This window comes from Pseudomonas sp. WS 5051 (genome assembly GCF_012985715.1).
Lineage (GTDB): Bacteria > Pseudomonadota > Gammaproteobacteria > Pseudomonadales > Pseudomonadaceae > Aquipseudomonas > Aquipseudomonas bubulae.
On record NZ_JAAQWV010000009.1, the window covers coordinates 82,352 to 106,901 of the forward strand.

Here is a 24,550-nt window from a genome sequence, read left to right on the forward strand (position 1 = left end):
GTCAGAACAGGCTCTTGTGGGAGCGGGCTTGCTCGCGATTCAGACGGCTCGGTCAATCTGAATCACTGCGGTGCTGCTATCGCGAGCAAGCCCGCTCCCACAGGAGGTGTGTTTTCAGTCGCGAACGCGCAGGGTCAGGCCCTTGAGGAAGTTGCGTAGCAACTGGTCGCCACAGGTGCGGTAGTTGGTGTGGCCGAACTTGCGGAACAGGGCGCTCAGCTCGGGCTTGGACACCGGGAAGCCCGCAGCCTTGAGGATGGCGTGCATGTCGTCTTCCTTCAGTTCGAAGGCCACACGCAGTTTTTTCAGAATGATGTTGTTGGTCACCGGCAGCTCGACCGGCATTGGCGCACGGCTTTCGTCCTTGCCGCGCTTGAAGATCACCAGGCCATCCAGGAAGTGCGCCATCACGTCGTCAGGGCAACGTACAAAACCTTCTTCTTCGTCTTTTTTCAGGTAGGTCAGTACATCTTCCTTGGTAACTTCCAGGCCACCAAGCTTGATGATTTCGACAACCTTGTTGTCGCTGATGTCGAGCATGTAGCGCACGCTGCGCAGTACGTCGTTATGAATCATTTGGGTAATCCTGATATTCAGCAGTAAGCACCGCAGGCATTGCTGCGGTGTCGAAATGTTCGGGGTAGGGCTGTAAGTCGTTAGAACTTTTCTTTGGCGCTCATATAGCGCCATTGGCCTACGGGCAACTTGCCCATCGACACGCCGCCGATACGAATCCGGCGCATGGAAATCACGGTCAGGCCTACCGCCTGGCAGAACAGGGCAATCACACCTGGTTGCGGATTTTTCATCGCAAAACGCAGGCGGTTTTCACTCTGCCAGCTGGCCTTGACCGCAGGCAGCTCGCGACCCTTGTAAGTCATGCCGTGGTTGAGACGGTTCAGACCGTGGGGGGCCATTTCGCCAGAGACCTCGACCACGTATTCCTGCTCGATCTTGCTGGCATCGGCCGTCAGCTTGCGCACGATCTTCCAGTCCTGGGTAAACACCAGCAGGCCGCTGGCGTTGGCTTGCAGCTCATTGCCAACGCTCAGGCGCAGGAAGTGGCCCTTGAGCGGGCGCTTGCCGAAGCGGTGTTCTTCGCTCAGGGTGTCCGGGCCGATCAACGCCATGGCGCTGTCGGTATCCAGGCCCGCCGGGGCGTTGAGCAAAATGGTCACAGGCTCGGGCGCGGTGGCCTTGGCTTCAGGGTCCAGCTCGACTTTCTGGTTGTCGACCTTGAACTGTGGCTCGTCGATGACTTCGCCATCTACCGTGACCCAGCCACCTTCAATGAACAGTTCGGCCTCACGGCGGGAGCAGCCGACGAGTTCGATGAGGCGTTTGGAGAGACGTATCGGTTCAGACATGACAGGGGCCGTAAAGGAATTGGGCGGCTATTGTACCCGCCTGGCGCCGGTTAAGCCCGGCAACATTTGCCTTATGCACGTGCTGGGCGTTTATACCGCAGGTGCAGCAGGGGATAGGGCTGGCCCATGCCGTCTTTTTCGCAGCGCCCGATCACCTCAAACCCCTGTTTGAGGTAAAAGCCGATGGCTTGCGAGTTTTGCTCATTGACGTCGAGGCGTTCGGCATTCAGTTCATTGATGGCGAACATTAACAGGCACTTGCCGATGCCTTGCCCCCGGTAATCCGGGTGAACAAACAGCATTTCAACCTTGCCGGCCGCGACTCCGGCAAAGCCGGTAATGCGTTTGCTGACCGGGTCCTTGCAGCAGATCAGCATGACGGCGTCCAGATATTGGTCTTTGACCAGGCCGCGCAGAAGTTGAATATAGCTGTCAGGTAAAAAATCATGGGTGGCACGAACAGATGCTTCCCATACGTCGGTTAGTTCGGCGAAGTCCGTAAGACGTGGGGTATGAATGACCCATTGTTGTTGCATCGAGCGTGTCTCCTGACACAGGTGTGGAAGGCAATGGGTTTACGATAGCCGTAAAAAAAGCCCTGGCGCGAGAGCGGCAGGGCTTTTTACGAGGCAGTCGCGAATTAGATCACTTCAGCCCACAGGTCATATTCGTCGGCGTCGGTGACGCGGCACATGATCTTGTCACCCGGCTTGATATCTTTTTCGGTCGCAATAAATACGTTGCCGTCGATTTCCGGGGCATCGAAGAAGCAGCGGCCTACAGCGCCTTGCTCGTCGACTTCATCGATCAGGACTTCGATTTCCTTGCCGATCTTCATCTGCAGGCGTGCTGCGCTGATGGCCTGTTGATGGGCCATAAAGCGATCCCAGCGATCCTGTTTGACGTCATCCGGCACGATGGCCGCGTCCAGCAGGTTGGCAGGTGCTCCTTCTACCGGCGAGTACTGGAAGCAACCCACGCGATCCAGTTGAGCTTCGGTCAGCCAGTCGAGCAGGTACTGGAAGTCTTCTTCGGTTTCACCCGGGAAGCCGACGATAAAGGTCGAACGGATGATCAGTTCCGGGCAGATTTCACGCCAGTTCTTGATCCGGGCCAGGGTCTTGTCTTCAAACGCCGGGCGTTTCATGGCCTTGAGCACTTTCGGGCTGGCGTGCTGGAACGGGATGTCCAGATACGGCAGGATTTTGCCGGCGGCCATCAGCGGGATCAGTTCGTCAACGTGCGGGTACGGGTAAACGTAGTGCAGACGCACCCATACGCCCAGAGAGCTCAAGGCTTCGCACAGCTCGGTCATGCGCGTCTTGACCGGAGCACCGTTCCAGAAGCCGGTGCGGTATTTGACGTCAACGCCGTAGGCGCTGGTGTCCTGAGAAATCACCAGCAGCTCTTTGACGCCGGCCTTGACCAGGCGCTGGGCTTCGTCGAGCACGTCACCCACCGGGCGGCTGACCAGCTTGCCGCGCATCGACGGGATGATGCAGAAGCTGCAGCTGTGGTTGCAGCCTTCGGAAATCTTCAAGTAGGCGTAGTGACGTGGCGTCAGCTTGATGCCCTGTGGCGGCACCAGGTCGATCAGCGGGTTGTGATCCTGGCGCGGCGGCACCACCTGGTGCACGGCGTTGACTACCTGCTCGTACTGCTGCGGGCCGGTCACGGCCAGTACGCTTGGGTGCACGTCGCGGATATTGCCTTCTTCGACACCCATGCAGCCGGTCACGATGACCTTGCCGTTTTCCTTGATGGCTTCGCCGATCACTTCCAGGGATTCGGCCTTGGCGCTGTCGATAAAGCCGCAGGTGTTGACCACCACGACGTCGGCGTCCTGATAGGTTGAGACGACGTCATAGCCTTCCATGCGCAGTTGCGTAAGGATGCGCTCGGAGTCGACCAGTGCTTTCGGGCAACCCAGGGAAACAAAGCCAACCTTTGGGTTGGCTGGCTTGGTGGTAACGGTGGACATGGCGAACCTCGGTATGTAGTGACGTTACATGCCCGTAAAGGCTGCACGACGAACGGGCGCTTATTGCGCCTCTGATCAAAAAAAGTGCGCAATTTTAGCTATGGTCAACGCACTTGACCAGCGTTATACGGGGATTTGCGACGAGTGCTGCGCTATGCTGCGCGCCGTTGCGAAAGCAGGGTTTTTAACTAACGTGATTTTGTAGGCAGGAGCCGTAGCTAACACTCGGGAAATCAGCGCATGCTGCTGATCAAATGTAGCGCAAGCCATTAAGAAACGCGGTCAATGGTCGTAGGAGTGGTTGATGGGGCAGGCAAGCAGTCAGGCGGCAGAAGACGGTCACTCGAAGGCCAAGCCTATCGGGATGCTGGTTGCAGCGGTCGGAGTGGTGTACGGCGATATTGGTACCAGCCCGTTGTACACCCTCAAAGAGGTGTTTTCCGGCGGCTATGGTGTGCAGGTCAACCATGACGGTGTCTTCGGTATTTTGGCGCTGATCCTTTGGTCGCTGATCTGGGTGGTCTCGATCAAGTACGTGCTGTTTATCCTGCGCGCCGACAACGAAGGGGAGGGTGGCATCATGGCCCTGACCGCACTGGCCAGGCGTGCGGCGTCGCCTTATCCGAAGTTGCGTTCGGTGCTGGTGATCCTGGGGTTGATCGGTGCGGCACTGTTTTACGGCGACAGCATGATTACCCCGGCGATCTCGGTGCTATCCGCCGTAGAAGGGCTTGAGCTGGCATTCGACGGCCTGGAGCATTGGGTCGTGCCGCTGGCCTTGATTGTGCTGGTGCTGCTGTTTTTGATTCAGCGCCATGGCACGGCCAGTATCGGCAAGCTGTTCGGGCCAGTCATGGTGGTGTGGTTTGTGGTGCTGGGCGGCCTGGGGATCCACGGTATCGTTCAGCACCCTGAAGTGCTCAATGCGCTGAACCCGCTATGGGGCGTGCGGTTCTTTGTTTCTCACCCTGGCATGGGCGTTGCCATTCTGGGTGCCGTGGTGCTGGCGCTGACCGGCGCCGAGGCACTGTATGCCGATATGGGCCACTTTGGTCGCAAGCCGATTGCCCGGGCCTGGTTCATCCTGGTGTTGCCCGCGCTGGTGCTCAACTACTTTGGCCAGGGCGCCTTGCTGCTGGAAAATCCTGAGGCGGCGCGCAACCCGTTCTATCTGCTGGCGCCGGCCTGGGCGTTGATTCCTTTGGTCGGGCTGGCCACGCTGGCGACGGTGATTGCCTCCCAGGCCGTGATTTCCGGAGCCTTCTCCCTGACCCATCAGGCAATTCAGCTGGGTTATATCCCGCGCATGCATATCCAGCACACTTCAAGCGCCGAACAGGGCCAAATCTACATTGGCGCGGTGAACTGGTCGCTGATGGTCGGGGTGATTTTGCTGGTGCTGGGCTTTGAGTCTTCGGGAGCCCTGGCTTCGGCTTATGGGGTGGCGGTCACAGGGACCATGCTGATTACCAGTATTCTGGTGTCGGCAGTGATGTTGCTGTTGTGGAAGTGGCCACCTGTTCTGGCCGTGCCCGTGTTGATCGGCTTTTTGCTGGTGGACGGTCTGTTCTTTATTGCCAACGTGCCGAAAATCTTCCAGGGCGGGGCGTTTCCGGTGCTGGCGGGCATAGTGCTGTTTGTCCTGATGACCACCTGGCGCCGCGGCAAGCAACTACTGGTGGATCGTCTTGACGAAAGCGCGCTGCCACTGCCGCTGTTTATCAGCAGCATCCGGGTACAGCCGCCGCATCGGGTGAAGGGGACGGCGGTGTTTCTGACTGCGCGTCCGGATGCCGTACCTCATGCGCTGTTGCACAACTTGCTGCACAACCAGGTGCTGCACGAGCAGGTGGTATTGCTGACGGTGGTCAACGAAGACTCGCCGCGAGTGCCCGCTTCGCGACGGTTCGAGGTGGACGCCTATGGTGACGGGTTCTTCCGGGTGATCCTGCACTTTGGCTTTATGGATGAACCGGATGTGCCTGATGCGTTGAAGCTGTGCCATCTTGATGAGCTGGATTTCAGCCCGATGCGCACCACTTACTTCCTTAGCCGTGAGACAGTGATTACCTCCAAACTGGTGGGTATGGCGCGTTGGCGTGAAGCCTTGTTCGCCTTTATGCTCAAGAATGCCAACAGCAACCTGCGCTTCTTCAAGCTGCCGGTTAACCGGGTGATTGAGCTGGGGACGCAGGTCGAGATGTAAACCCGTCCAGGCGCAATAAAAAAGCCCCGGCTCGCGAGAGTCGGGGCTTTTTTGGTTAAGCCGGGGCCTGTAACTGTGGGAGCGGGCTTGCTCGCGATGCAGGCGGCTCGGTGTATCTGGTAGATCGAGTCGTTGCTATCGCGGGCAAGCCCGCTCCCACAAAGGCTGACTTATTGGGCCGTCGCCTGATGTTTCTTGATCAGGTCCACCAGGCGCTGGGCGAGGGCCGGGTAATTCTCGTCGAAGTGATGGCCGCCGGGCAGCTTGAGGCTTTCGCCGACTGCGGTCTTGGCAGTGCAGCCGCTTTCATCGACTTCTTCTGCGCCATAGATGCACACGACTTTACTGGCTGGCAGCTTGGACATTTCTTCGCCGGTATCCGCTTCTGCGCCAGCCTTGCCCAGCCAGCCATCGACATGGATCTCAAAACTGCCGCTGCGGGCAAAGGCCAGCAGCATGATCGAGTCGACACGCTTTTGCTCCGCTTCAGGCAGGCGGTTGTAGGTGGCCGGCAACACATCTGCACCAAACGAATAGCCCACCAGTACAAAGCGCTGGGTGCCCCATTTTTGCCGGTAGTGCTGCATCAGTTCGGTGAGGTCGGTGGCGCTTTGCTCGGGGGTCTTGTGCTGCCAGTAGTAGCGCAGCATGTCGATGCCCACCACCGGGTAGCCGATCTTGGCCATCTCGCCCGCCACGTCACGGTCCAGATCCCGCCAGCCTCCATCACCGGAGAGGAACAGGGTCACGGTGCTGTTTTGCTGGCCGGCAGGTACTTCGACCACCGGCATGCTCAGCCCGCCGTTTTCATCGCCCACCAGGATTTTGCGCAGCTCGTTGCTCAGGACTTGTGGGTAGTGAATGTCGTAGTCGCTGATGCTGGTCTGCGCATTCGGTTGATCGCGTACAAAAGCCGCGCTCGGGTCATCAGGGTTGTCGTTCCAGGCCACCAGCCAGTTACCGTGGGTGGCAGTTTTCGGAACGGGCAGTGTGCAGCCGGGTTCTTCCAGCTTGAAACCCACCGATACGGCTTGCGCCTTGTCGTTGGTTTGCGCGGCCAGCCAGCGCCAGGCCAGAGTGGCCCCAGGGCCTATGCCGCTGACCAGGGTTGCAGGCCCCTTGAGCTGCTGTAGCGCGGTTTGCAGTGCTTGCTGTTGCAGGGTGCAGTCGTCCTTGGGCAGGATCACTTGCACCAGTTGCGCCTTGCCTGCGCGGCTCAGGGCCATGAGTTGCTTGTCGTTCAGGGCTTCTTCGGCCGGAGTGGCAATCACCACCCGGGCCTGGGCTCTCTGTCCGGGTGTGACCCTGGTCAGGGTCGAGCCATCGGTCTGGCCCAGGTGTTCAATCGTCGGTTCCGGAGCCGGGCGATTCCACCACCAATAGCCGCCTGCTGCCAGGGCGACCAGAACTATCAAGGCAAGCAACAAAAACCGCCAGGAACGATGTTTCATTAACGTTTCACCAATCCAGTCAAGCCGCCTGCAATCAGGGCGGCGGTATCAGCCAGTGCCACCAGCGGATCAAGTCCGGCGGGTACGGCCATATAACGAGGTTCCCAGTCGGGCTGGAATTTGTCTTTAAAGCGACGCAAACCCTGGAAGTTGTACAGGTGCTCGCCGCGCTGGAACAGCATCGAACCCAAACGTTGGGTCAAGGGTGCGCCGCGACGCGGTTGCAGGCCGGACAGAGGTACCATTCCCAGGCTGAAACGGGCGTATCCATGCTTTTTATAATGCTGAATCAGGCCGACCATCATGAATTCCATGGTCAGTTTCGGCGCGTCCGGGTGGGCACGCATCAGGTCGAGGCTCGACAGCTCATGGCTGTGGGTCTCAAGCAGGTTGGCAAAGGCCACCGGCTTGCCTTCAAAGCGAATGATCGCGATGCGAAAGTGCTTGATGTAGTCCTCGCTGAAGCGCCCGAGTGAGAAGCCTTTTTCCCGCACATTCTTGCCGGTGAGCCAGGCGTCGGAAATGACCTTGAGCTCATCCATTGGTGCCTCACCCGGTTCGTGGATTTCCAGTGACAGGCCGTCACGGGTGCCACGGTTCCAGGTGTAGCGCAGGTCCTTCATCTCTTTGCCCTTGGCTTCGAGATCAAAGCGGTGCAAGTCGACCCGGGCTTCTTCACCGAGCTTGATCGCGGTCAGGCCGATGTCCATATAGAACGGCAGGTTCTCGGCGCGTACCTGATAGAACACGGGGCGGGCATGAACGGTGTCGCACAGGTCGCGAAACTGCCAGATCAACTCGGCACGTTGCTGGGGCGGTCCGATCGGGTCGTACAGCGCCACCAGGCTGCGCCCGCGGCGAGCGTACATCAGGAAGGCGTTGTCGTCGGGGTGGAACAGCAAGGCCTTGTCACCGGTCAGCGCGAGGCCGCCGTCGGGCTGGTCGGAGGCAAGGATGATCTTGCCGGCCTTTTCCAGTTCGGTGGCATCGGGCAGGTGGATCACCGGGCGGGCAGTGCGCAGCAACCAGGTCAGGGATACGACCACCAGCAGTACCGCGGCACCCAGCAGCGAGCGCAGGCCCCGTGGTGCGTCCGAGTCAAGGGTGAACTGCCACCACAGTTGATGGCTATAAGGAACGTCCTGATAGGCGAACAACAGCAACCAGATCGAGGCGCCCAGTACGCAGACACTGGCCACCAGATATAGCGGTGAAAAGGGCAGTTCGGTCAGGCGGCTCGGGCGGTAGAAAGAGCGGCGGAACAGGCCCAGCAGGCTGGCGGTGAGAACCAGGATAGTGGCTTCCTCCCAGTCGAAGCCTTTCAGCAGGGACAGTACGGCGCCGACCAGCAACAGGATAGTGGTCAGCATCCAGGCGGCGGACAGGCGGCGGCGCAGGCCCTGGGCCAAAAGCAGGCAGAGCACGCCGATCAGGCTGGCGCCAAAGTGCGAAGCGTCGACCAGGCGATGGGGGATCAGAAAACCGATGTGTTCGAGGCGCGTGTCGATTTCCGGTGTGGCGCCGGAGAACAGCAAAACCACGCCGGACATGAATACCAGCACGGCCAGTACCGGAGCGGCCAGGCCTGACGCAACCCGCAGGCTTTGGCGGGCGTGAATCAGGCGCTGAGCTTCGGTCATCAGCAGCATCAGGCAGGCAATCAGCAGCGGCAGAATCACATAGATCATGCGATACAGCAGCAGGGCTGCCGCCAATGGTGCGGCGCCGAGCTTGTCGGCGAAGGCTGCCAGCAAGATTGCCTCAAACACCCCGACACCGCCGGGGACGTGGCTGAGCACGCCGGCCGCCAGGGCCAGCAGGTAAACGAGCATAAATGCGCCGAAGGGCGGTGCTTCAGGCAGCAGCAGATAGAGCACCGTGGCGGCGGCCGCGACGTCCAGAGCGGTAATGACCAGTTGCAGCAAGGTCAGGCGCGCACTTGGCAGGCGCAATGTGCGGCGCCCGGCCTTGACCAGCAGGTTGTCCGGGATCGGCTGCTCGGGCAGGCGTCGGCGGTAGATTCCTATTGCCAGCAAGGCAAACAGGGCCAGCACCGCAAAAGCGATAGCACCCAATATCCAGGCCGGGATATGCAGGGCGGCGGAGGCTGCGGGCAAATTGCTCAATGTGGCCAGTGCCGCCAGCGGTGGCAGGGCGCAGCCCAGCGACAGGCTGGCAAACAGAGTCATATGGGCGACTTCTGACGCCCCCGCGCCATACCGGGCATAAAGGCGATACCGCACAGAGCCGCCGGACAGCAGCGACAGGCCGATGGCATTGCCAATGGCAAAGGCGGTAAAGCCGCCCAGTGCCAGGGTTTTGGGTGGCAGTTTTACCCCCGCATAGCGGCTGGCTGACCACTCATAACCGAGCAGGATGATAAAACCCGCGGCAGTCGCAGCCACGGCACCGAAGAGGGCGGGCTTGGGAACTTCGAGGATCGAGTCATGCAGGGCGTACAGGTCAAGTTCGCTTAACAGATGGCGACACGCAATCAGTGCTATTGCAAATAACAGCAGCGTGAGCGCGAGCCCAATGGGCTGGCGATACTTGCTCAGCAAATCCAGCCAGCGCAATCGGGTCGCGGCTATGGGGTGGGCTGCTGTAACGGCTTCTTTGGGTTCTGGCGAGTTATCGGGCATCAATCACCTCGTGGATCGTGCGCGATAGGATGGAGGCATAGGCTCAAGTTACCAATCCTTTTGGTTAAAATATTTCTAAATGTGTTCAGCCGTTTGCCTGAGGTTCAGGATTGGTCTGAGAAAAAAGGTTAATTGTTGGCGGACAGCATAGATGAACGGACTTTCAGAAATATGACGTTTAATGTCAATAAACGCTTGTCTCTGACTTTTCGAGCGCGCACAAAAAAGGCCACTCTTTCGAGTAGCCTTTTTGATGTTTGGTTGCGGGAGCCGGATTTGAACCGACGACCTTCGGGTTATGAGCCCGACGAGCTACCAGACTGCTCCATCCCGCGTCTGTGTGGTGGATTCTACAGCGAATCGTTAAGGTGTCAACCCTTAAATCACGTAACCGCTTGAAATACCCGGTTTTAATCCATGCTCTGCATTTGGCAGGAGGAGGGCAAAAACACCCGGGCACAAAAAAGGCCACTCTTTCGAGCAGCCTTTTAATGTTTGGTTGCGGGAGCCGGATTTGAACCGACGACCTTCGGGTTATGAGCCCGACGAGCTACCAGACTGCTCCATCCCGCGTCTGTGGGGCGCACTTTACAGTGATGGGCGGGGGAGTCAACCTTTAATGTATAAATGAGTTAAATAAGATCAAAGCTGGCATTGATTTTGGATATGGGCAGTTCGGTCCGTAGCAGCTGCTACGGGTTGGGTGGCAGCACAAAGCACACGCGCACAAAAAAGGCCACTCTTTCGAGTAGCCTTTTTTGATGTTTGGTTGCGGGAGCCGGATTTGAACCGACGACCTTCGGGTTATGAGCCCGACGAGCTACCAGACTGCTCCATCCCGCGTCTGTGGGGTGGATTCTACAGCGATACGCTGGGCTGTCAAACGTTAATTTAGAAAAATTCGTTATGCGTCAATTGCTTAGCTAGAAAATACAGCTATAAAAAGACCTGCAGGCCCTGTTCCGTATGGGGTGTAGCTCTATTGAGGGTAGAGATTCGATTGAAAAAAACAATTCAGCTGCGATTTTTCCCGCGTCTGTCGGGGAGAATCAAGACTACTGGTGCTATATACAGTTCGCGGTGACATACTTGCGCCGAGTATTGCCTACCTCCTTGAAGAACACCGCCTTACATGACGCAGCGCAAAATCATCCACGTCGACTGTGACTGTTTCTATGCCGCTATTGAGATGCGTGATGACCCGAGCCTGGCAAACAAGCCGATGGCTGTCGGGGGCTCGGCTGATCGGCGCGGGGTCATCTCGACCTGTAATTATGAAGCTCGGGCTTATGGCGTGCGCTCGGCAATGGCGTCCCGGCATGCGCTCAAGCTGTGCCCGGACCTGGTTATCGTCAACGGCAGGATGGATGCTTATAAAGAAGCGTCCAGAGAGATTCACGGCATCTTGCGCGACTACACCGAGCTGATTGAGCCGCTGTCTCTGGATGAAGCCTATCTGGATGTATCCGACAGCCCGCATTTTGCCGGCAGTGCCACGCGCATAGCTCAGGACATCCGCCGGCGCGTTTCCAATCAGTTGCATATCACGGTGTCGGCCGGGGTAGCCCCCAACAAGTTTCTGGCCAAAATTGCCAGTGACTGGCGCAAGCCCAACGGCTTGTTCGTGATCACCCCTGATCAGGTTGATGATTTCGTGTCTGCCTTGCCGGTCAATAAGCTGCATGGCGTGGGCAAAGTCACGGCGGACAAGCTTGGGCGCCTGGGTATCGAAACCTGCCTGCAACTGCGTGATTGGAACAAACTGGCTCTGGTGCGGGAATTCGGCAGTTTTGGTGAGCGGTTGTGGGGGTTGGCGCAGGGGATTGATGAGCGTCCGGTGCAAAGTGACAGTCGGCGTCAGTCAGTCAGCGTGGAAAACACTTACGATACTGACCTGCCAGATCTGGCCTCTTGCCTGGAGAAACTCCCGGAGTTGCTAGAGACCCTGAACCGGCGTATTGGCCGTATCGACAGCAGTTATCGCCCCGGCAAGCCGTTTGTCAAAGTGAAGTTCCATGACTTTACCCAGACCACGCTGGAGCAATCCGGTGCCGGGCGCGACCTTGAGAGTTATCAGGGGTTGTTGAGCCAGGCGTTTGCGCGCGGTGCCAGGCCCGTGCGATTGCTCGGGCTGGGCGTGCGTTTGCATGATTTGAACACTGGTTTTGAGCAGCTGGAGCTGTTCAAGGGGTAGGCTGGTTTGCTGGTTGGGGGAGCGGGCTTGCTCGCGATGCTGGCGTGCGGTCTGTCAGGAAAACCGCAGCCATATCATCGCGAGCAAGCCCGCTCCCACATGTCAGAGTTGCGTCAGCTGACGCCGGGATCCGCTACCAGTCTCCCGGCATTTTTGGTCAAGGATTGAAGGAATTCACGTTGCAACTCAGGATCGTTGCGCGTGAGTTCGATCAGGCTTTGTTCCAGTTCGCTGGCTTCTTCTTCCAGCCCCAGTTCCGACAGGCGTTTGACCCGATGTACCCATTGGTTGACGTCGTCACCCTCCAGGTCGTCGTAGATCAGGTTATGTGCTTCGAGCAGCTTGCCGCGCAGGTGACTGCTGATCGACAGGGTCGAATCGGAATGGGTTTCGTCCTGGGCGTCTTCCACCATGATGGTCAGCTTGCCGACGTGATTGAGATCCTGTTCGGCAAAAGGGCTGTCCAGCAGGTTGAGGCGCAGCACGCCATTGCGGTCTGTGGTCAGCTCGTGGGTCTGTTTGCCAGCCTTGATCACCACCGGGCGTTCGGCCCAGGGCAGGCTTGAATATTCCAGGCGCTTGTCACGCTGAACATCATCAATCCCCGCCAGGTTCTGCTCGGCGCGGCCATGGGACTGCACGTTCATCGCCGGGTTTACCCCTGCAAAGCCGTAGTTGATCCAGTCTTTGGTCACGCTGTCAGGCAGTTGCCCGAACATGAACACATTAAGCACATTGGCACCTACCCCGGCGACAATAGCCACCGCGCCCAGCGGAATCTCGTAGACTTCGCGCCAGGGTTGGTATGGGGTGTAGCGGTCGTAATGACGTGTGACATCGAACTCGGTGACCTCGAAGGTCTTCTGTTCATTGATGCGCACACGACGTTGCGGCAGCTCAAGCACAGTTGGCGAGCCGACATCGATCTGCAGGCTGTGGGCGAGCAGTTTGCGCTCGATGCGTTCCTCGTGCTCGCTGCGTTGCGACATGTGATTGGCACAGCCGCTCAGCAGCAGGGCGCCGCACATGGCGGCGCCCCCGAGGGTCAAGGTGTTTCGAGTGAACATGGCGTCTCTATCTGGTTTCAGCGAGCGATACGGGCCTGAAGGAAGGCAAGCACATCAGCAACGGGCAGGGCTTGCGGCTCTGCTTCGGTGCGGCTCTTGTATTCCAGATTGCCTTCAGCCAGGCCACGGTCGCTGACCACGATCCGGTGCGGGATGCCGATCAGTTCCATGTCTGCGAACTTGATGCCGGGGCTGGTTTTCTTGTCGCGATCGTCCAGCAGCACTTCAAAGCCAGCTGCAGTCAGTTCGGCATAGAGCGTGTCGGTAGCTTCACGTACGGCTTCGGTTTCGTAGCGCAGCGGTACCAGGGCAACCTGGAACGGGGCCAGGGCATCGCTCCAGATAATGCCACGCTCGTCGTTGTTCTGCTCGATGGCTGCGGCAACCACGCGGGAAACACCAATGCCGTAGCAGCCCATGGCCAGGGTGACCGGCTTGCCGTTTTCGCCCAGTACCTGGCACTTCATGGCTTCGCTGTACTTGGTGCCCAGCTGGAAGATGTGACCCACTTCGATACCGCGCTTGATTTCCAGCGTGCCTTTGCCGTCCGGGCTAGGGTCGCCGGCCACCACGTTGCGCAGGTCGGCAACGGTCGGTACTGGCAGGTCGCGCTCCCAGTTCACGCCGAAGTAGTGTTTGTCGTCGATATTGGCACCCACACCGAAGTCGCTCATCAGCTCGACCGAGCGATCAATGATGCATGGCAGTGGCAGGTTCAGCGGGCCCAGAGAGCCAGCGCCGGCGCCGATGGCGTCACGCAGTTCGGCATCCGAGGCCATGACCAGCGGGCTGTGCACCAGCGGATGGTTGGCAGCCTTGATTTCGTTGAGTTCGTGATCGCCACGGATCACCAGAGCGATCAGTTTGCCAGCTTCGGCGGCGTGAACGATCAGGGTCTTGACGGTTTTCTCGATTGGCAGGTCATAGCCATCAACCAATTGCGCGATGGTCTTGGCATCCGGTGTGTCGACCAGGCGCAGCTCCTGGGTGGCAGCAGGGCGCGAAGTTTCGGCGGGTACGGCTTCGGCTTTTTCGATGTTGGCCGCGTAGTCGGAACCATTGCTGAACACGATATCGTCTTCGCCGGATTCAGCCAGAACGTGGAACTCGTGGGAGCCGGCACCGCCGATGGAGCCGTTGTCGGCTTCAACCGGGCGGAAGTTCAGGCCCAGGCGGGTGAACACGTTGCAGTAGGCCTGGTGCATACGGTCATAGGTGACCTGCAGCGAAGCGGTGTCTGCGTGGAAGGAGTAGGCGTCCTTCATGATGAATTCGCGGCCGCGCATCAAGCCGAAGCGCGGGCGGATTTCGTCACGGAATTTGGTCTGGATCTGGTACAGGTTGATTGGCAGCTGTTTGTAGCTGTTCAACTCGTTGCGGCACAGGTCGGTGATCACTTCTTCGTGGGTCGGGCCCACGCAGAACTCGCGACCGTGGCGGTCTTTAAGGCGCAACAGTTCAGGGCCGTACTCTTCCCAACGGCCGGACTCCTGCCACAACTCAGCTGGCTGGATACTCGGCATCAGCACTTCCAGAGCGCCTGCAGCGTTCATTTCTTCGCGAACAATGGCTTCGGCCTTGCGCATGATCCGCAGGCCCATGGGCAGCCAGGTGTAGAGGCCCGAAGCAAGTTTGCGAATCATGCCTGCGCGCAGCATCAGCTGATGGCTGATAACGACCGCATCTGAAGGCGTTTCTTTCTGTGTGGCGAGCAAATATTGACTGGTGCGCATGGTTAGCCGGTGCCGTTGCTGATGACTAGAAATGACTCGGCATTGTACGGGCGAGATCTGCCTGCGTACAGGGCGGGCGGGGGAGGTGTGCTCCCCCTCGTGTTTATTGGGCCTTTTCCAGGTCGACAACGGGCTTTTGCCGGGCCCGGCGGCTCTCCTGATACCAGTGCAAGGCAATCAGCAGCAGCGTCGGGATGCCCATCACCGCGGTAATGATAAAGAAGTTGTGATAACCGAACTTCTCGACCATGACCCCCGAGTAACCGCCCATCAAGCGCGGTAGCAGCAGCATGATCGAGCTGAGCAGGGCGTACTGGGTGGCGGAGAATTTGAGGTTGGTCAGACTGGACAGGTAGGCGACGAATGCTGAGGTGGCGAGGCCGGAGCTGAAGTTGTCGAGGGAAATGGTGACAATCAGCATCTGCAGGTTCGGGCCCATATCGGCCAGCAACATGAACAGCAGGTTGGTGCCTGCCGATGCTGCACCACCGATCAACAGAATTGGCAAAATGCCGAAACGCACGATCAACAAGCCGCCCATGCCCGCACCGACAAGGGTCATGATCAGGCCGAAAATCTTGCTGACACCTGCAATCTGATCCTTGGTAAAACCCTGGTCGATATAGAACACGTTGGCCATTACGCCCATGACCGTGTCCGACATGCGGTAGGTGGCAATCAACCCCAGCAGTAGCAGGGCTTGCCAGCGATACCGAACGATAAAGTCATTAACCGGGGTCAGAACCGGAGCCAGGCCGCGTCGTCCGATGGATGAAAGGCACAACACGGTGAGCAGGGTGTACAGGATGGCGCGTAGAAACGCCCGGTCTTCCAGTATCAGGTTCAGCGGGCTGACCCCTTCAAACAACACGCCAGCAAAATCGGTGTTGTAGAGCTGGGTGAACATGGCCGGGACAGATACCAGCAGTACGATCAGTACAAAAACTGACGCCAGCTGATGGCCAAAGCTGTAGCGCCCGGCCGACAGCTGGGTGCGCAACGGTACCGGCGGTTCGCGCATAAACAGGGTGGTGAGCAGTGCGGGGACCATCAGCAGGCCGAACAGCACGTAGGTGCCGGTCCAGGCCGAATGTTTGTAGTTGAAGCCCGTCGAACCGAAGCCTTCGGCAAAGAACAGGGCGCCCGCCGTGGCCAGCAGGGCCGCTACGCGATAACCGGACATGTAACTGGCGGCGAGCGCGGCCTGCCGGTTGTCTTCGGCGATTTCCAGGCGATAGGCATCGACGGCAATGTCCTGGGTCGCCGAAGCGAAAGACACTACAACCGCAATGGCAATCAGCCAGGACAGATGTTTTTGCGGGTCACAAAAGCCCATGCCGATCAGGCCCAGGATAACCAGTGACTGTGACAGCACCAGCCATGAGCGACGCCGGCCAAGTTTGCCGAGTAATGGCAGGCGCCATTGGTCCAGCAGCGGCGACCACACCCATTTGAAGGCGTATGCCAGCCCGATCAGGCTGGCATAGCCAATGGTTTCGCGGGCCACACCGGCTTCGCGCAACCAGACGGAAAGGGTTGAAAACACCAGCATGTACGGCAAGCCGGCGGCAAAACCGAGCAGCAACAGCACTAGGGTCGAGGGGCTGGAATACGCAGCTAGCGCTTCGCGCCAGGTTTTACGGGGCATGGACTGGAGTCTGCCTCTGGTTGCGGAAACAAAGGGCGCACTCTAACCGCAGTGCTCTATCTGGCGCCAGCCATGGCGTCGCATATCCACGCGATTATTCATGATGCTCAAGCCTTCTGCCCGCAAACGCGCGCGCTGTTCATCACCAGACGGGCTACCTGCAGGCAGACTGATACGACCACCGGCGGCGAGCACCCGGTGCCACGGAAGGCGTGTATCGTCGGGGAGCTGGCTGAGCGTTCGCCCAACCCAGCGCGCTGCGCGACCCAGACCCGCCGCTTCGGCGAGTTGCCCGTAAGTAACCACGTAACCTGCAGGCACCATCATCAAGGTTGAATACAGCGCCGTGCGCCGAATCTCGGCGGGAGTTTGAAGAATGTCTGGCAGTGTATTCAAGGGACACTTCTGGTCAAGATGGGGGTTGTTACAGAACTATAGAATGAACTCCGGCACAATGAGTCGGTCTTTCTTCCTCAAGGGCGTATCCATCCGGATAATGCCGGCATTCTTCCGTTTTTCTGAGTTTCGCATCCGCTTATGTTGTCCAGAACCCTGTTATGCCTTGTTGTCATGTGCCTTGCTGCGCCCGTGTTTGCCGATACGGTGTGGTTGAAAAACGGCGACCGCCTGAGCGGCAAGATCAAAGTCTTTGATGGCGGCAAATTACTGATTCAGACCGAGTATGCGGGGGCCGTGCCCATTGACTGGAAGCAGGTCAAGACCCTGGAAAGTGATCAGGAATTGCTGGTCAAGCAGGATGCCTGGACCGGTGAAAAGGCCAAGTCATTGCAGGCGGCCGAAGACGGCAGCGTAACCCTGGTCAACGGTGAAGCACCGAAAACCGTAGCTCTGGCCAGTATCCAGCAACTCATCAAGCCCAAACCGCTGGTCGAAGACATGGTCTGGAAAGGCAATGTTGATGTGGCGATGGACTACAAACGGGCGGACAAGGATACCGACGACTACGATCTCGATTTCAAGACCACTGCCCGCCACGGCGCCTGGCGTCATCACGCAGAGGGTGAGTACAACCGCGAGTTTCAGAACGATGTGGTAACCACGGATAACTGGACTGCTGAGTACGCGCTGGATTACTTCATCAGCGACAAGTGGTACTGGCAAGGTCGTTTGACCTATAACCGCGACCGGGTGGAAGACATTTCCCGTCAGCGTACAGTCGGTACCGGCCCCGGCTACCAGTTCTGGGATGACGAATTGGGCGCATTCTCGCTGGGCTCACTGCTCAATCGCACTGATTACGAATACTCTGACGGTAAGAAAGACAACTTCTACTCGCTGGCCATGAAGTGGGATTACAACCGTTACCTGATGGGCAAAACAGTCTCGTTTTTTACCAATGGTGAATTGGGCAAGTCGCTGGAAGGGGAGTCGGACTACAGTCTCGATTCCGAAATCGGCTTGCGTTACAAGGTCACGGAATGGGCATCGCTGAATCTAAAGGCCGAGAAAGACCTGATTGGCAGCTCGAGTGGCTCTGATAACGCCCTCAACAAGACCCGCTATACCGTAGGGTTTGGCGTGGTCTGGTAGTAAAACCGTACGGCATGACTTGAGAGGGCGGGCTTGGATCTTGTGGGGAATCAGAAAACACCCGTTTGAATTCCAAGGATGTTGAAATTCACCAATGCCTGCCTCATTAGAGGCAGGGCTCTCCCTCAAAAACTAAGGTTCTGACCTGATATCTAGATGCAACCATCGACTTAAGGTATCAGTTGTAGGTCAGGGTAAATGTTGCCGTGCTGTTTGCCACGCCACCACTTACGCTTGCGCCGGTCTGATAATACCGGGCCGTCAGTGGGATTGAGTAGTTGCCGTCGTTCGTGACGGTCCCTACGGTAATATTAGTCGCCAGCTTTACAGGCGTACTGTTGTGAAGTAATTGTAAACCTATGCCCTTGGCCATGGTCCCGGAAGGGGTGGAGTTCAGCGCCAATACACCCTCGACGGCAGACGCATGGGGGCTGCCGTCCAGTTTGACCTGTACACGAGTGTTTGCATCGCAATTTAGCTCTATGGCGAATGGTGTTTCGGCGGCGACGCTACCGGGCCCAGTAAAAGTGCTCATCGGTATTCCATCGCCCATCGGAACGTTGATGGAAGCGCTGGTGACGGAGCAGGCAACGGGAACAATAGTATTAACGCCCACTAATGTGATGTTGGCGGTATAGAAGTTTCCAACAATGGACGCTCTGGCAATTCTTCCGGTGGTAAGAGTTCCTGCTCCTACGGCACCCGCCTTTGTTTTGATAAGTCTTACACGCATACCGCGGGGGATTGAAATATAATTGTTGGCGCCTAGGGGTTCGTCGTACGGTACGATGTAAGTGTTTGATTCATTATTTGTACTTATCCCGACCCCGTCAATATTGGTGTTGTATATTCGGTTTGCCAGGGGGCTCAGGACCGTAAATATTTCATTTGTCCAGCGGTATGTCCAACTCGTGTTGCACCCGAAAAAGGGATAGGAACTATGATATGGGCCGGTGCTTATTGTCGCCAATACGGTGCCAGCAGGACTGTCCCGCTGAACAATGATAGAACCAAAATTGATATCTTTTCTTATTTCTGAAGTGGCCCCGTTATAGAAAGAACAACTGGCTGTGGCGATGTTCGAAAAGGCAAGAATGAACAATCCGAAAGTAGCGTGACCTCTATGTTTTACGATAAGGTCACTGGCTTTATATTTGGCAAGAGTCATGGTTTTCCGCCTATTGACAGATGCTTGAAAGGGAGCTGATGGCGGGGGTGGCGTTTTGCTCTACAAGCAGCTCAGGCAAGATGAAGTGTGACGTGCATTGCTGGCCAGATTTATCCCCCCATTTTACATGCAGTGCTCCAGACTGCGGCACACCGCTGAGGTATACCTCGCCCTCCAGGCCGACAACGCCCTCATTATTAGAATGAGTTGAGTTCTCCAGCAGTGTCGCGGTAGCGCCAAAAGGTACGGGCTTGCCGCCGTGACTCAAAGAAATCAATACACGCTTGCCAACACGAGTCTTAAAGTCTGCCAATACAAGCGCACCTTTGGTAGGAATCACCGTTTTGGTATTGATCTCAATATCAACGTCGTCAGTGAGTGTTGCGGTGTCAAGCGCTACCCGGTTTTTTCGGTATGTACTGAGATAGGGCACGACAGCATAACCACGCGAGTCGGTTTTTACACCGGTAGTATTCTTTACTTTGGCACCGGCTGCGTCAGGTGCCCGAACCAAGGCCATGGTTTCACCATGTTGTTGTGAAAGCGTGACACCATAAGGGTGGGCTACAATACCGCCTTGCAAGTTGTAATTGACTTGCTGTGATCGGGTGTCGTAGTTATAACCAATCCTGGCTTCTCCATAAGTGCCTTTGTAGTTTGCGTTGGCATTACCGCTACTGCCGACACCTTGGTTTGCGTACCGCTGTTGAATACTGTAGCTCAGGTTGTTGTCTGCCAGTGCGGTGCCGCTCAGGCCTACGTCATGAGCGCTGCTGCCTTGCTTGCTGGCGTTGAAATTGTAACTGGCCCAACTGTTAGGGAGTGTCTTGCCCAAAGGGAACTGAACTTTGAAGGAAAGTTGCTGATCTTTGTTGTTGCGTCCAGTATCAAGCGGTGTCTGGGTGAAAGTATACGCCAAGCCGTAGTTGATGCTGCGGTAACTGAGGTCATAACCTGCCGTCAGGCTGCGTTCATATTTGTTTTGACGCCAGAAACTTTGTTGGTATCCATTAAGATAGAAGTTTCCTTTGTCTCCAAAAGATTGGTTGATGCTGAGCTGCGTCTTGCTGCGTTTAGTGCTGGTTCCGCGCCAATTATTGAAGTTGTCGGGGTCAATTTCGTTGGCTTCCTGAAAATCGTAGTAGCCGCTGGTGGAGTAGCGATATCCGGCCAACGTAAAGGTAGTGTCAGTGGTATTAATGGTTTTTGAATAGAGGAAGCGGTAAGACTGCCCTCGATGGCTGGACCCGTTGCGTAGTTTGGCGTGTGCCTGTGTAGCATCCACAGATACCGCCCCCCAACCTTCCAGCGTATGGCCAATACCAACAGTCGTGGCATTATATTTTCCAGATGCCAGTAAGCCACCATAGAGGGTGTAGTCATAGGGCAATCCGTAAATCAGCGTGCTTTGCATAAAACTTGGTTTGCTGGCTGCGTTGGCGTTGGAACGATATTGTCCTGCAGTCACTGAATACTTCAGGCGCCCTTCACGTAGCATTACAGGTACCGCAGAAAATGATTGAGTTGAACGGCGTACGGTGCCATCACTTTCGGTGATTGCAATTTCCAAGTCACCACTGGAGGACGTGGGATACAAGTCAGTGATTGTGAACGCACCCGCCGAGACATAGGTTTGATAAATAATGTAGCCATTTTGTCGCACGGTGACCTGGGCATTACTCTGGGCAATGCCTCGAACAACGGGTGCAAACCCTTTCAGACTGTCAGGGTACATGTTATCGTCCGAATTTAATTGAATACCGCGGTATAGCACACTGTTGAAAACGTCACTGGGCGTTGAGCTGTCACCCAACGTCAGTTGCCCCTTTAGTGACTGAATATCCTTTTGCGCATAAGTGTCGAGGTTCTGCCAGTTGTTATTTCCGTTACGTGAATTATACGTAGAATAATTGCGCAGCCTCCACGCGCCCAAGTTCAGGCCACTGCGTAAATTTAAATAATAGCTGTCGTTTGTCTTTGAGCGATTGTTGCTATTATTATTGAGCGTGTTGGAGCCGCTGAAACTATAGTTCAACAGTGCAGCCGAAAGGCCTTGATCCCATAGCTGAGGATCCACGTAGCCATGAGCCTGGCTTGTGAGTGCGGCTTGGGGAATGCTGATATCCAGCCGCTGCAGTTTGAAATCGAACCGGCTGCTGGCATAGGGGATGTAGTCTGACAATGTACTGATTGCGCTTGTTGAGGGCAGTTGCTGCAAGGCCGGGAAAGCTTCCAGCTTGACCCCCATCTCCTGGAGTTGAGGTGAGGTCAGTTCGGGTTGAAGTGTTCCAGCGATACTCACAAAGTTTACGTCTCGATGGGCTACCCGATTATCATTTAGATATATATCGACACTGTATAGACCTGGTAGTTGCCCGCCCTGGTTGGCGAAGTACTCTAGGTCGATGGGCTTTTGTCCAGGATCACCCATTTCCAGAGCGTGGGGGTTGAAGTATTCCTGCGCAAAAGCTGAAGAGGGCTGGAAGGCGAGTTCTAATGTTGCGGGTATGCTGATCAATAAAGTCAGGTGAGTGCAGTGCAAGAGTGGCGCACGCTGGCGCACCTGGAATTTAAGGGCCTGGTAGAAAGGGGCTTTTTGCATGCGAACGACCTCGATACAACTGCAGTGAAACTCAGTCGCTATCGCTTGGCTGTGTGAAGTTTAGGGTGGCCTGGACAATAAAGTATGCAAAGTACCTGGCTACTGCAGTGCGGCACTTGCGGTGGGGGAAACTCCGCCATAATCGTTGATGGCTTGCCAGCTGACAGGTCCGGTCGCGTCGGGAGGAATCTCCCAGCTGAGCGTTTTTTGTGGGGCAACCATACCGGCATTTTGTATTTCTTTATCTCCCACGCGGACGTGAAAAAAAGAAACATGATACGGCGTTGGATTGTTAACTTTTAGCTGCCTGCCCTGGCGAGTAAAGGTCAATGCCTTGTAAGCTTCGGTCGCATCACCAGGGAGACCAGTAGGACGATAAAAAACCTTGATTCGACTTTTGACCGAAATTTGTAACTGGTTGGAATCGCTTTTCTCCGAGGCTGATATTGTTTTTACATTCACCCAGAATGCCGACTCTTTATCGGCGGGTAACTGCCCTCCCGTATGAATGATGCGCAGGGTGTTTTCTTGGTCTGCGTCAAGGCGAAAGAGGGGCGGCGTTATGATAAAGGGGGCTTTGTTGCTGTCGTGCAGGTTTTCTACCCAGGACTGAATCAGATAAGGCTCTGACGTTCCAGTATTGCTTACCGAGAAGGAAGAGTCTTTTCTTGCGGTGTCATAAATAACTCGAGTGCCTCCTATTACCACTCCCGCCGAAGCAGTATGAGTCAGGCTGGCGAGAGTTAGAGTAATACAGATGGACGTGAGCCATTGCATTGTGTGGTTTTCCTCAAGGTGCCTACCCCTTGCAAGGGGTAGGCACAGGTTGTCAGTACGCATTGAAATTACTCAATGCACGGTGAATGGGGGCTAGTTGTAGTTGATAGTGAAGTCTGTGCTGCCGTTAGCCGGACCTGAAGTGACCGCCTTGGTAGCCATGTACTTGGCATAAAAAGTAAAGGTAGTGTCACTGGTGGTGGACAGCGTGCTGCTGGTGGAGCTTGTGCCGATCGGAATTTGTGTTGAGGCATCTTTTTCATACAGTGCGATGCCTACACCGGTCGCAACACCTGGCTCAGTCGTAAGTTTCAGGATGCTTGAATTGTCACTGTCTGTGGGGCCGTCGAACTTTACGGTGGCCGTGCTGACGGTAGAAGGGCAACTGGTCAATACGATATCAAATTTAGTGGGTGACGAAGTAACACCGGCGGTGCTCAAGCTGCTCGTGGTGACAGAATTAAGTGGGACTGTCTGAGTGCCAGTCGCTGGCGTCACTGTGCATGCCGCGCTGAGAATAGTGCCCGTAAAGTTGATTGTCCCGTCCGCAGCATTAGCGATGCTTGCAATAGAGGAACCTGTCAGCAGTGTAAGAGCGATAATTTTAATTCGCATGCAGTTATTTCTCATGTCGTTTGGTTAAGTGTGTGGATAGTGCAATATATGAGGTGTTCCTGTTTTGCTGTTAAATTCTGTTTCTCTTGTTGGGTGGAGGTTATGTCGCCTTGAATTCCTGGTTGACATCACAGTTTCTCTTTTAAGAGATACTGTGCGGTAGCTGCTTGGGTGTGTATGTTCGTTGTTTGGCTTTTAAATGCTATATGGGCATTTGCTATTGTTCTTGTAAGAGTTTTCTGAGAGGTTGCTGTGGCTAGACTATATAGCCGCTCACAGCAAAACCCCGGCATGAATGCCTGATATAACGGTCATGCCTGCGATGCCAGAGAAAAATAAGACCAATACCTGCATCGGCTACTGTATCAATCAGGTTTGCTCGAATATTCCCGAGATCAAGCCGCAGTAAAATTCCGCCTCAATCCAACAAGTGCGGGCTCGGGTATTGCGGGGCTATGAACTGCGCCTGGAGAGCGGTGGTGATAGGTGGGCAGCGCTAGTCACCCCCACCTTGAACATCGATTTAGCAAGCGTTGGGATTATCGGAGCAACGTTCAGGTCGAGCGAGAGCGTCGAGTGAAAGACCCGGTCGGCAAGGTGTTTGTTATCCGATTTTGATGTGTCGAAAGCCTGTGAATTGGCTTTCTTGGCGGTTTACCGCTTAGTCCGGCATCTGACAGCTTTGCGCTGACGCACTCCGAACGAGGTGAACGGTGAGGCCTGGATTGGGGGTCCAGGCCGTTTCATGATTGAATCCAAGCCTATCTTTGCGGGAGATGATGCCTAGATCCGCAACCCGCCATCCAGTTCCAGAATGCGCCCAGTGTAGTAGTCGTTTTCAAAAATGTACGCTGCCGAATGAGCGATTTCTTCAACCTTGCCCATGCGCTTGAGCGGAATGCCCGAGGTCATTTTTTCGAGGGCTTCGGGTTTCATGCCCAGGGTCATTTCGGTTTCGATAAAGCCCGGTGCAATCCCGGCTACTCGAATGCCGTAACGCGACAGTTCCCTGGCCCAGGTCACGGTGGCAGCAGCAACCCCGGCCTTGGCCGCCGAGTAGTTGGTCTGGCCGACATTGCCGGCACGGGAGATCGACGAGATATTGATGATCGCGCCCTCGCTGTTGAGCTCGATCATTTTCGCCGCTACCTCACGGGTGCACAGGAAAACCCCGGTCAGGTTCACATCAATTACCGCTTGCCATTGCGCCAGGCTCATCTTGGTCATAACGCCATCCTTGACCTTGAGCAGCAGGCCGTCACGCAAAATGCCGGCGTTGTTGACCAGGCCGTTGATCGCACCAAAATCTTCTGCAATTTGGCCAACGGTTTGCGTAACCTGTTCTTCGTCAGCGACGTTGCACAGGTAGGCTCGGGCCTCGACGCCGTGCGCCTGGCAGGCTGCCACCGCCAGTTCGAGTTTTTCCGGGTTGAGGTCGACCAGTGCCAGTTTGGCGCCCTTGGCAGCCAGGTACTCGGCCATGGCGCGACCCAGCCCCTGGCAGCCGCCAGTGATAATGATTACTTTGTCTTTAAGTTGCATGAGTGC

General features: G+C 56.3%; 18 protein-coding genes and 3 tRNA genes. 3 read left to right on the forward strand and 18 right to left on the reverse strand.

Annotation, left to right across the window (positions count from 1 at the left end; all coding sequences use genetic code 11):
* Positions 1 to 114 precede the first annotated feature (114 nt).
* The 4 genes from HBN79_RS15855 to rimO form a co-directional block, all read right to left on the reverse strand.
* On the reverse strand, positions 115 to 576 hold the full coding sequence (locus tag HBN79_RS15855; RefSeq protein WP_095003025.1) for a DUF1456 family protein: 462 nt from the start codon (positions 574 to 576) through the stop codon (positions 115 to 117).
* Between the two features lie 80 nt (positions 577 to 656).
* Complete coding sequence (locus HBN79_RS15860) at positions 657 to 1,367, reverse strand: rRNA pseudouridine synthase (RefSeq protein WP_095003026.1); 711 nt, start codon at positions 1,365 to 1,367, stop codon at positions 657 to 659.
* A 71-nt stretch (positions 1,368 to 1,438) separates the two neighbouring features.
* Positions 1,439 to 1,903 carry a GNAT family N-acetyltransferase gene (locus tag HBN79_RS15865; protein WP_095019816.1) on the reverse strand — a complete coding sequence of 155 codons (465 nt, stop codon included), beginning with the start codon at positions 1,901 to 1,903 and terminating at the stop codon, positions 1,439 to 1,441.
* Positions 1,904 to 2,007: 104 nt separating this feature from the next.
* Positions 2,008 to 3,348, reverse strand: a complete 1,341-nt coding sequence (gene rimO / locus HBN79_RS15870) for a 30S ribosomal protein S12 methylthiotransferase RimO (protein ID WP_086795996.1) — start codon at positions 3,346 to 3,348, stop codon at positions 2,008 to 2,010.
* A gap of 304 nt (positions 3,349 to 3,652) precedes the next feature.
* Between rimO and HBN79_RS15875 the strand changes: the two genes are divergently transcribed.
* On the forward strand, positions 3,653 to 5,554 hold the full coding sequence (locus HBN79_RS15875; RefSeq protein ID WP_095020421.1) for a potassium transporter Kup: 1,902 nt from the start codon (positions 3,653 to 3,655) through the stop codon (positions 5,552 to 5,554).
* 170 nt (positions 5,555 to 5,724) lie between these two features.
* On the opposite strand, the gene HBN79_RS15880 is transcribed toward HBN79_RS15875, so the two are convergent.
* The 5 genes from HBN79_RS15880 to HBN79_RS15900 form a co-directional block, all read right to left on the reverse strand.
* A complete protein-coding gene (locus HBN79_RS15880; protein WP_095020422.1) occupies positions 5,725 to 7,005 on the reverse strand; it encodes an AcvB/VirJ family lysyl-phosphatidylglycerol hydrolase in 1,281 nt (426 codons plus the stop codon).
* Positions 7,005 to 9,647 (reverse strand): bifunctional lysylphosphatidylglycerol flippase/synthetase MprF, encoded by a 2,643-nt coding sequence (gene mprF, locus HBN79_RS15885; RefSeq protein WP_169916875.1) that lies wholly within the window; start codon positions 9,645 to 9,647, stop codon positions 7,005 to 7,007. Before mprF ends, HBN79_RS15880 begins: the two co-directional genes overlap by 1 nt.
* Before the next feature lie 258 nt (positions 9,648 to 9,905).
* A tRNA-Met gene (locus HBN79_RS15890) sits at positions 9,906 to 9,982 on the reverse strand.
* Between the two features lie 161 nt (positions 9,983 to 10,143).
* Positions 10,144 to 10,220 (reverse strand) — tRNA-Met (locus tag HBN79_RS15895).
* A 193-nt stretch (positions 10,221 to 10,413) separates the two neighbouring features.
* Positions 10,414 to 10,490 (reverse strand) — tRNA-Met (locus HBN79_RS15900).
* 289 nt (positions 10,491 to 10,779) lie between these two features.
* Between HBN79_RS15900 and dinB the strand changes: the two genes are divergently transcribed.
* Positions 10,780 to 11,841, forward strand: coding sequence for a DNA polymerase IV (gene dinB / locus HBN79_RS15905; protein ID WP_169916876.1), 1,062 nt, complete (start codon positions 10,780 to 10,782; stop codon positions 11,839 to 11,841).
* A gap of 113 nt (positions 11,842 to 11,954) precedes the next feature.
* Here dinB and HBN79_RS15910 read toward each other — a convergent pair whose 3' ends face one another.
* From HBN79_RS15910 to HBN79_RS15925, 4 genes are all read right to left on the reverse strand, one after another.
* A complete protein-coding gene (locus HBN79_RS15910; RefSeq protein ID WP_095003346.1) occupies positions 11,955 to 12,908 on the reverse strand; it encodes a hypothetical protein in 954 nt (317 codons plus the stop codon).
* A gap of 17 nt (positions 12,909 to 12,925) precedes the next feature.
* On the reverse strand, positions 12,926 to 14,641 hold the full coding sequence (locus HBN79_RS15915; RefSeq protein WP_095003347.1) for a proline--tRNA ligase: 1,716 nt from the start codon (positions 14,639 to 14,641) through the stop codon (positions 12,926 to 12,928).
* A 103-nt stretch (positions 14,642 to 14,744) separates the two neighbouring features.
* Positions 14,745 to 16,289, reverse strand: coding sequence for an AmpG family muropeptide MFS transporter (locus HBN79_RS15920; RefSeq protein ID WP_095003348.1), 1,545 nt, complete (start codon positions 16,287 to 16,289; stop codon positions 14,745 to 14,747).
* A 42-nt stretch (positions 16,290 to 16,331) separates the two neighbouring features.
* On the reverse strand, positions 16,332 to 16,685 hold the full coding sequence (locus HBN79_RS15925) for an MGMT family protein (RefSeq protein WP_095003349.1): 354 nt from the start codon (positions 16,683 to 16,685) through the stop codon (positions 16,332 to 16,334).
* A 141-nt stretch (positions 16,686 to 16,826) separates the two neighbouring features.
* Here HBN79_RS15925 and HBN79_RS15930 point away from each other — a divergent pair, with 141 nt between their 5' ends.
* Entirely contained in the window at positions 16,827 to 17,840 is a 1,014-nt protein-coding gene (locus HBN79_RS15930; protein WP_095003350.1) for a DUF481 domain-containing protein, read from the forward strand.
* A 178-nt stretch (positions 17,841 to 18,018) separates the two neighbouring features.
* Here the strand turns inward: HBN79_RS15930 and HBN79_RS15935 are convergent, their stop codons facing one another.
* From HBN79_RS15935 to HBN79_RS15955, 5 genes are all read right to left on the reverse strand, one after another.
* On the reverse strand, positions 18,019 to 19,008 hold the full coding sequence (locus tag HBN79_RS15935; RefSeq protein WP_095019393.1) for a fimbrial protein: 990 nt from the start codon (positions 19,006 to 19,008) through the stop codon (positions 18,019 to 18,021).
* A gap of 10 nt (positions 19,009 to 19,018) precedes the next feature.
* Positions 19,019 to 21,610 (reverse strand): fimbria/pilus outer membrane usher protein, encoded by a 2,592-nt coding sequence (locus tag HBN79_RS15940; RefSeq protein ID WP_169916877.1) that lies wholly within the window; start codon positions 21,608 to 21,610, stop codon positions 19,019 to 19,021.
* Positions 21,611 to 21,709: 99 nt separating this feature from the next.
* Positions 21,710 to 22,387 carry a molecular chaperone gene (locus HBN79_RS15945; protein WP_095003365.1) on the reverse strand — a complete coding sequence of 226 codons (678 nt, stop codon included), beginning with the start codon at positions 22,385 to 22,387 and terminating at the stop codon, positions 21,710 to 21,712.
* Between the two features lie 93 nt (positions 22,388 to 22,480).
* Positions 22,481 to 23,002: a fimbrial protein gene (locus HBN79_RS15950; protein ID WP_095019395.1), complete on the reverse strand. Its 522-nt coding sequence runs from the start codon at positions 23,000 to 23,002 to the stop codon at positions 22,481 to 22,483.
* Between the two features lie 783 nt (positions 23,003 to 23,785).
* Entirely contained in the window at positions 23,786 to 24,544 is a 759-nt protein-coding gene (locus HBN79_RS15955; protein WP_095019396.1) for an SDR family oxidoreductase, read from the reverse strand.
* Positions 24,545 to 24,550: the final 6 nt, after the last annotated feature.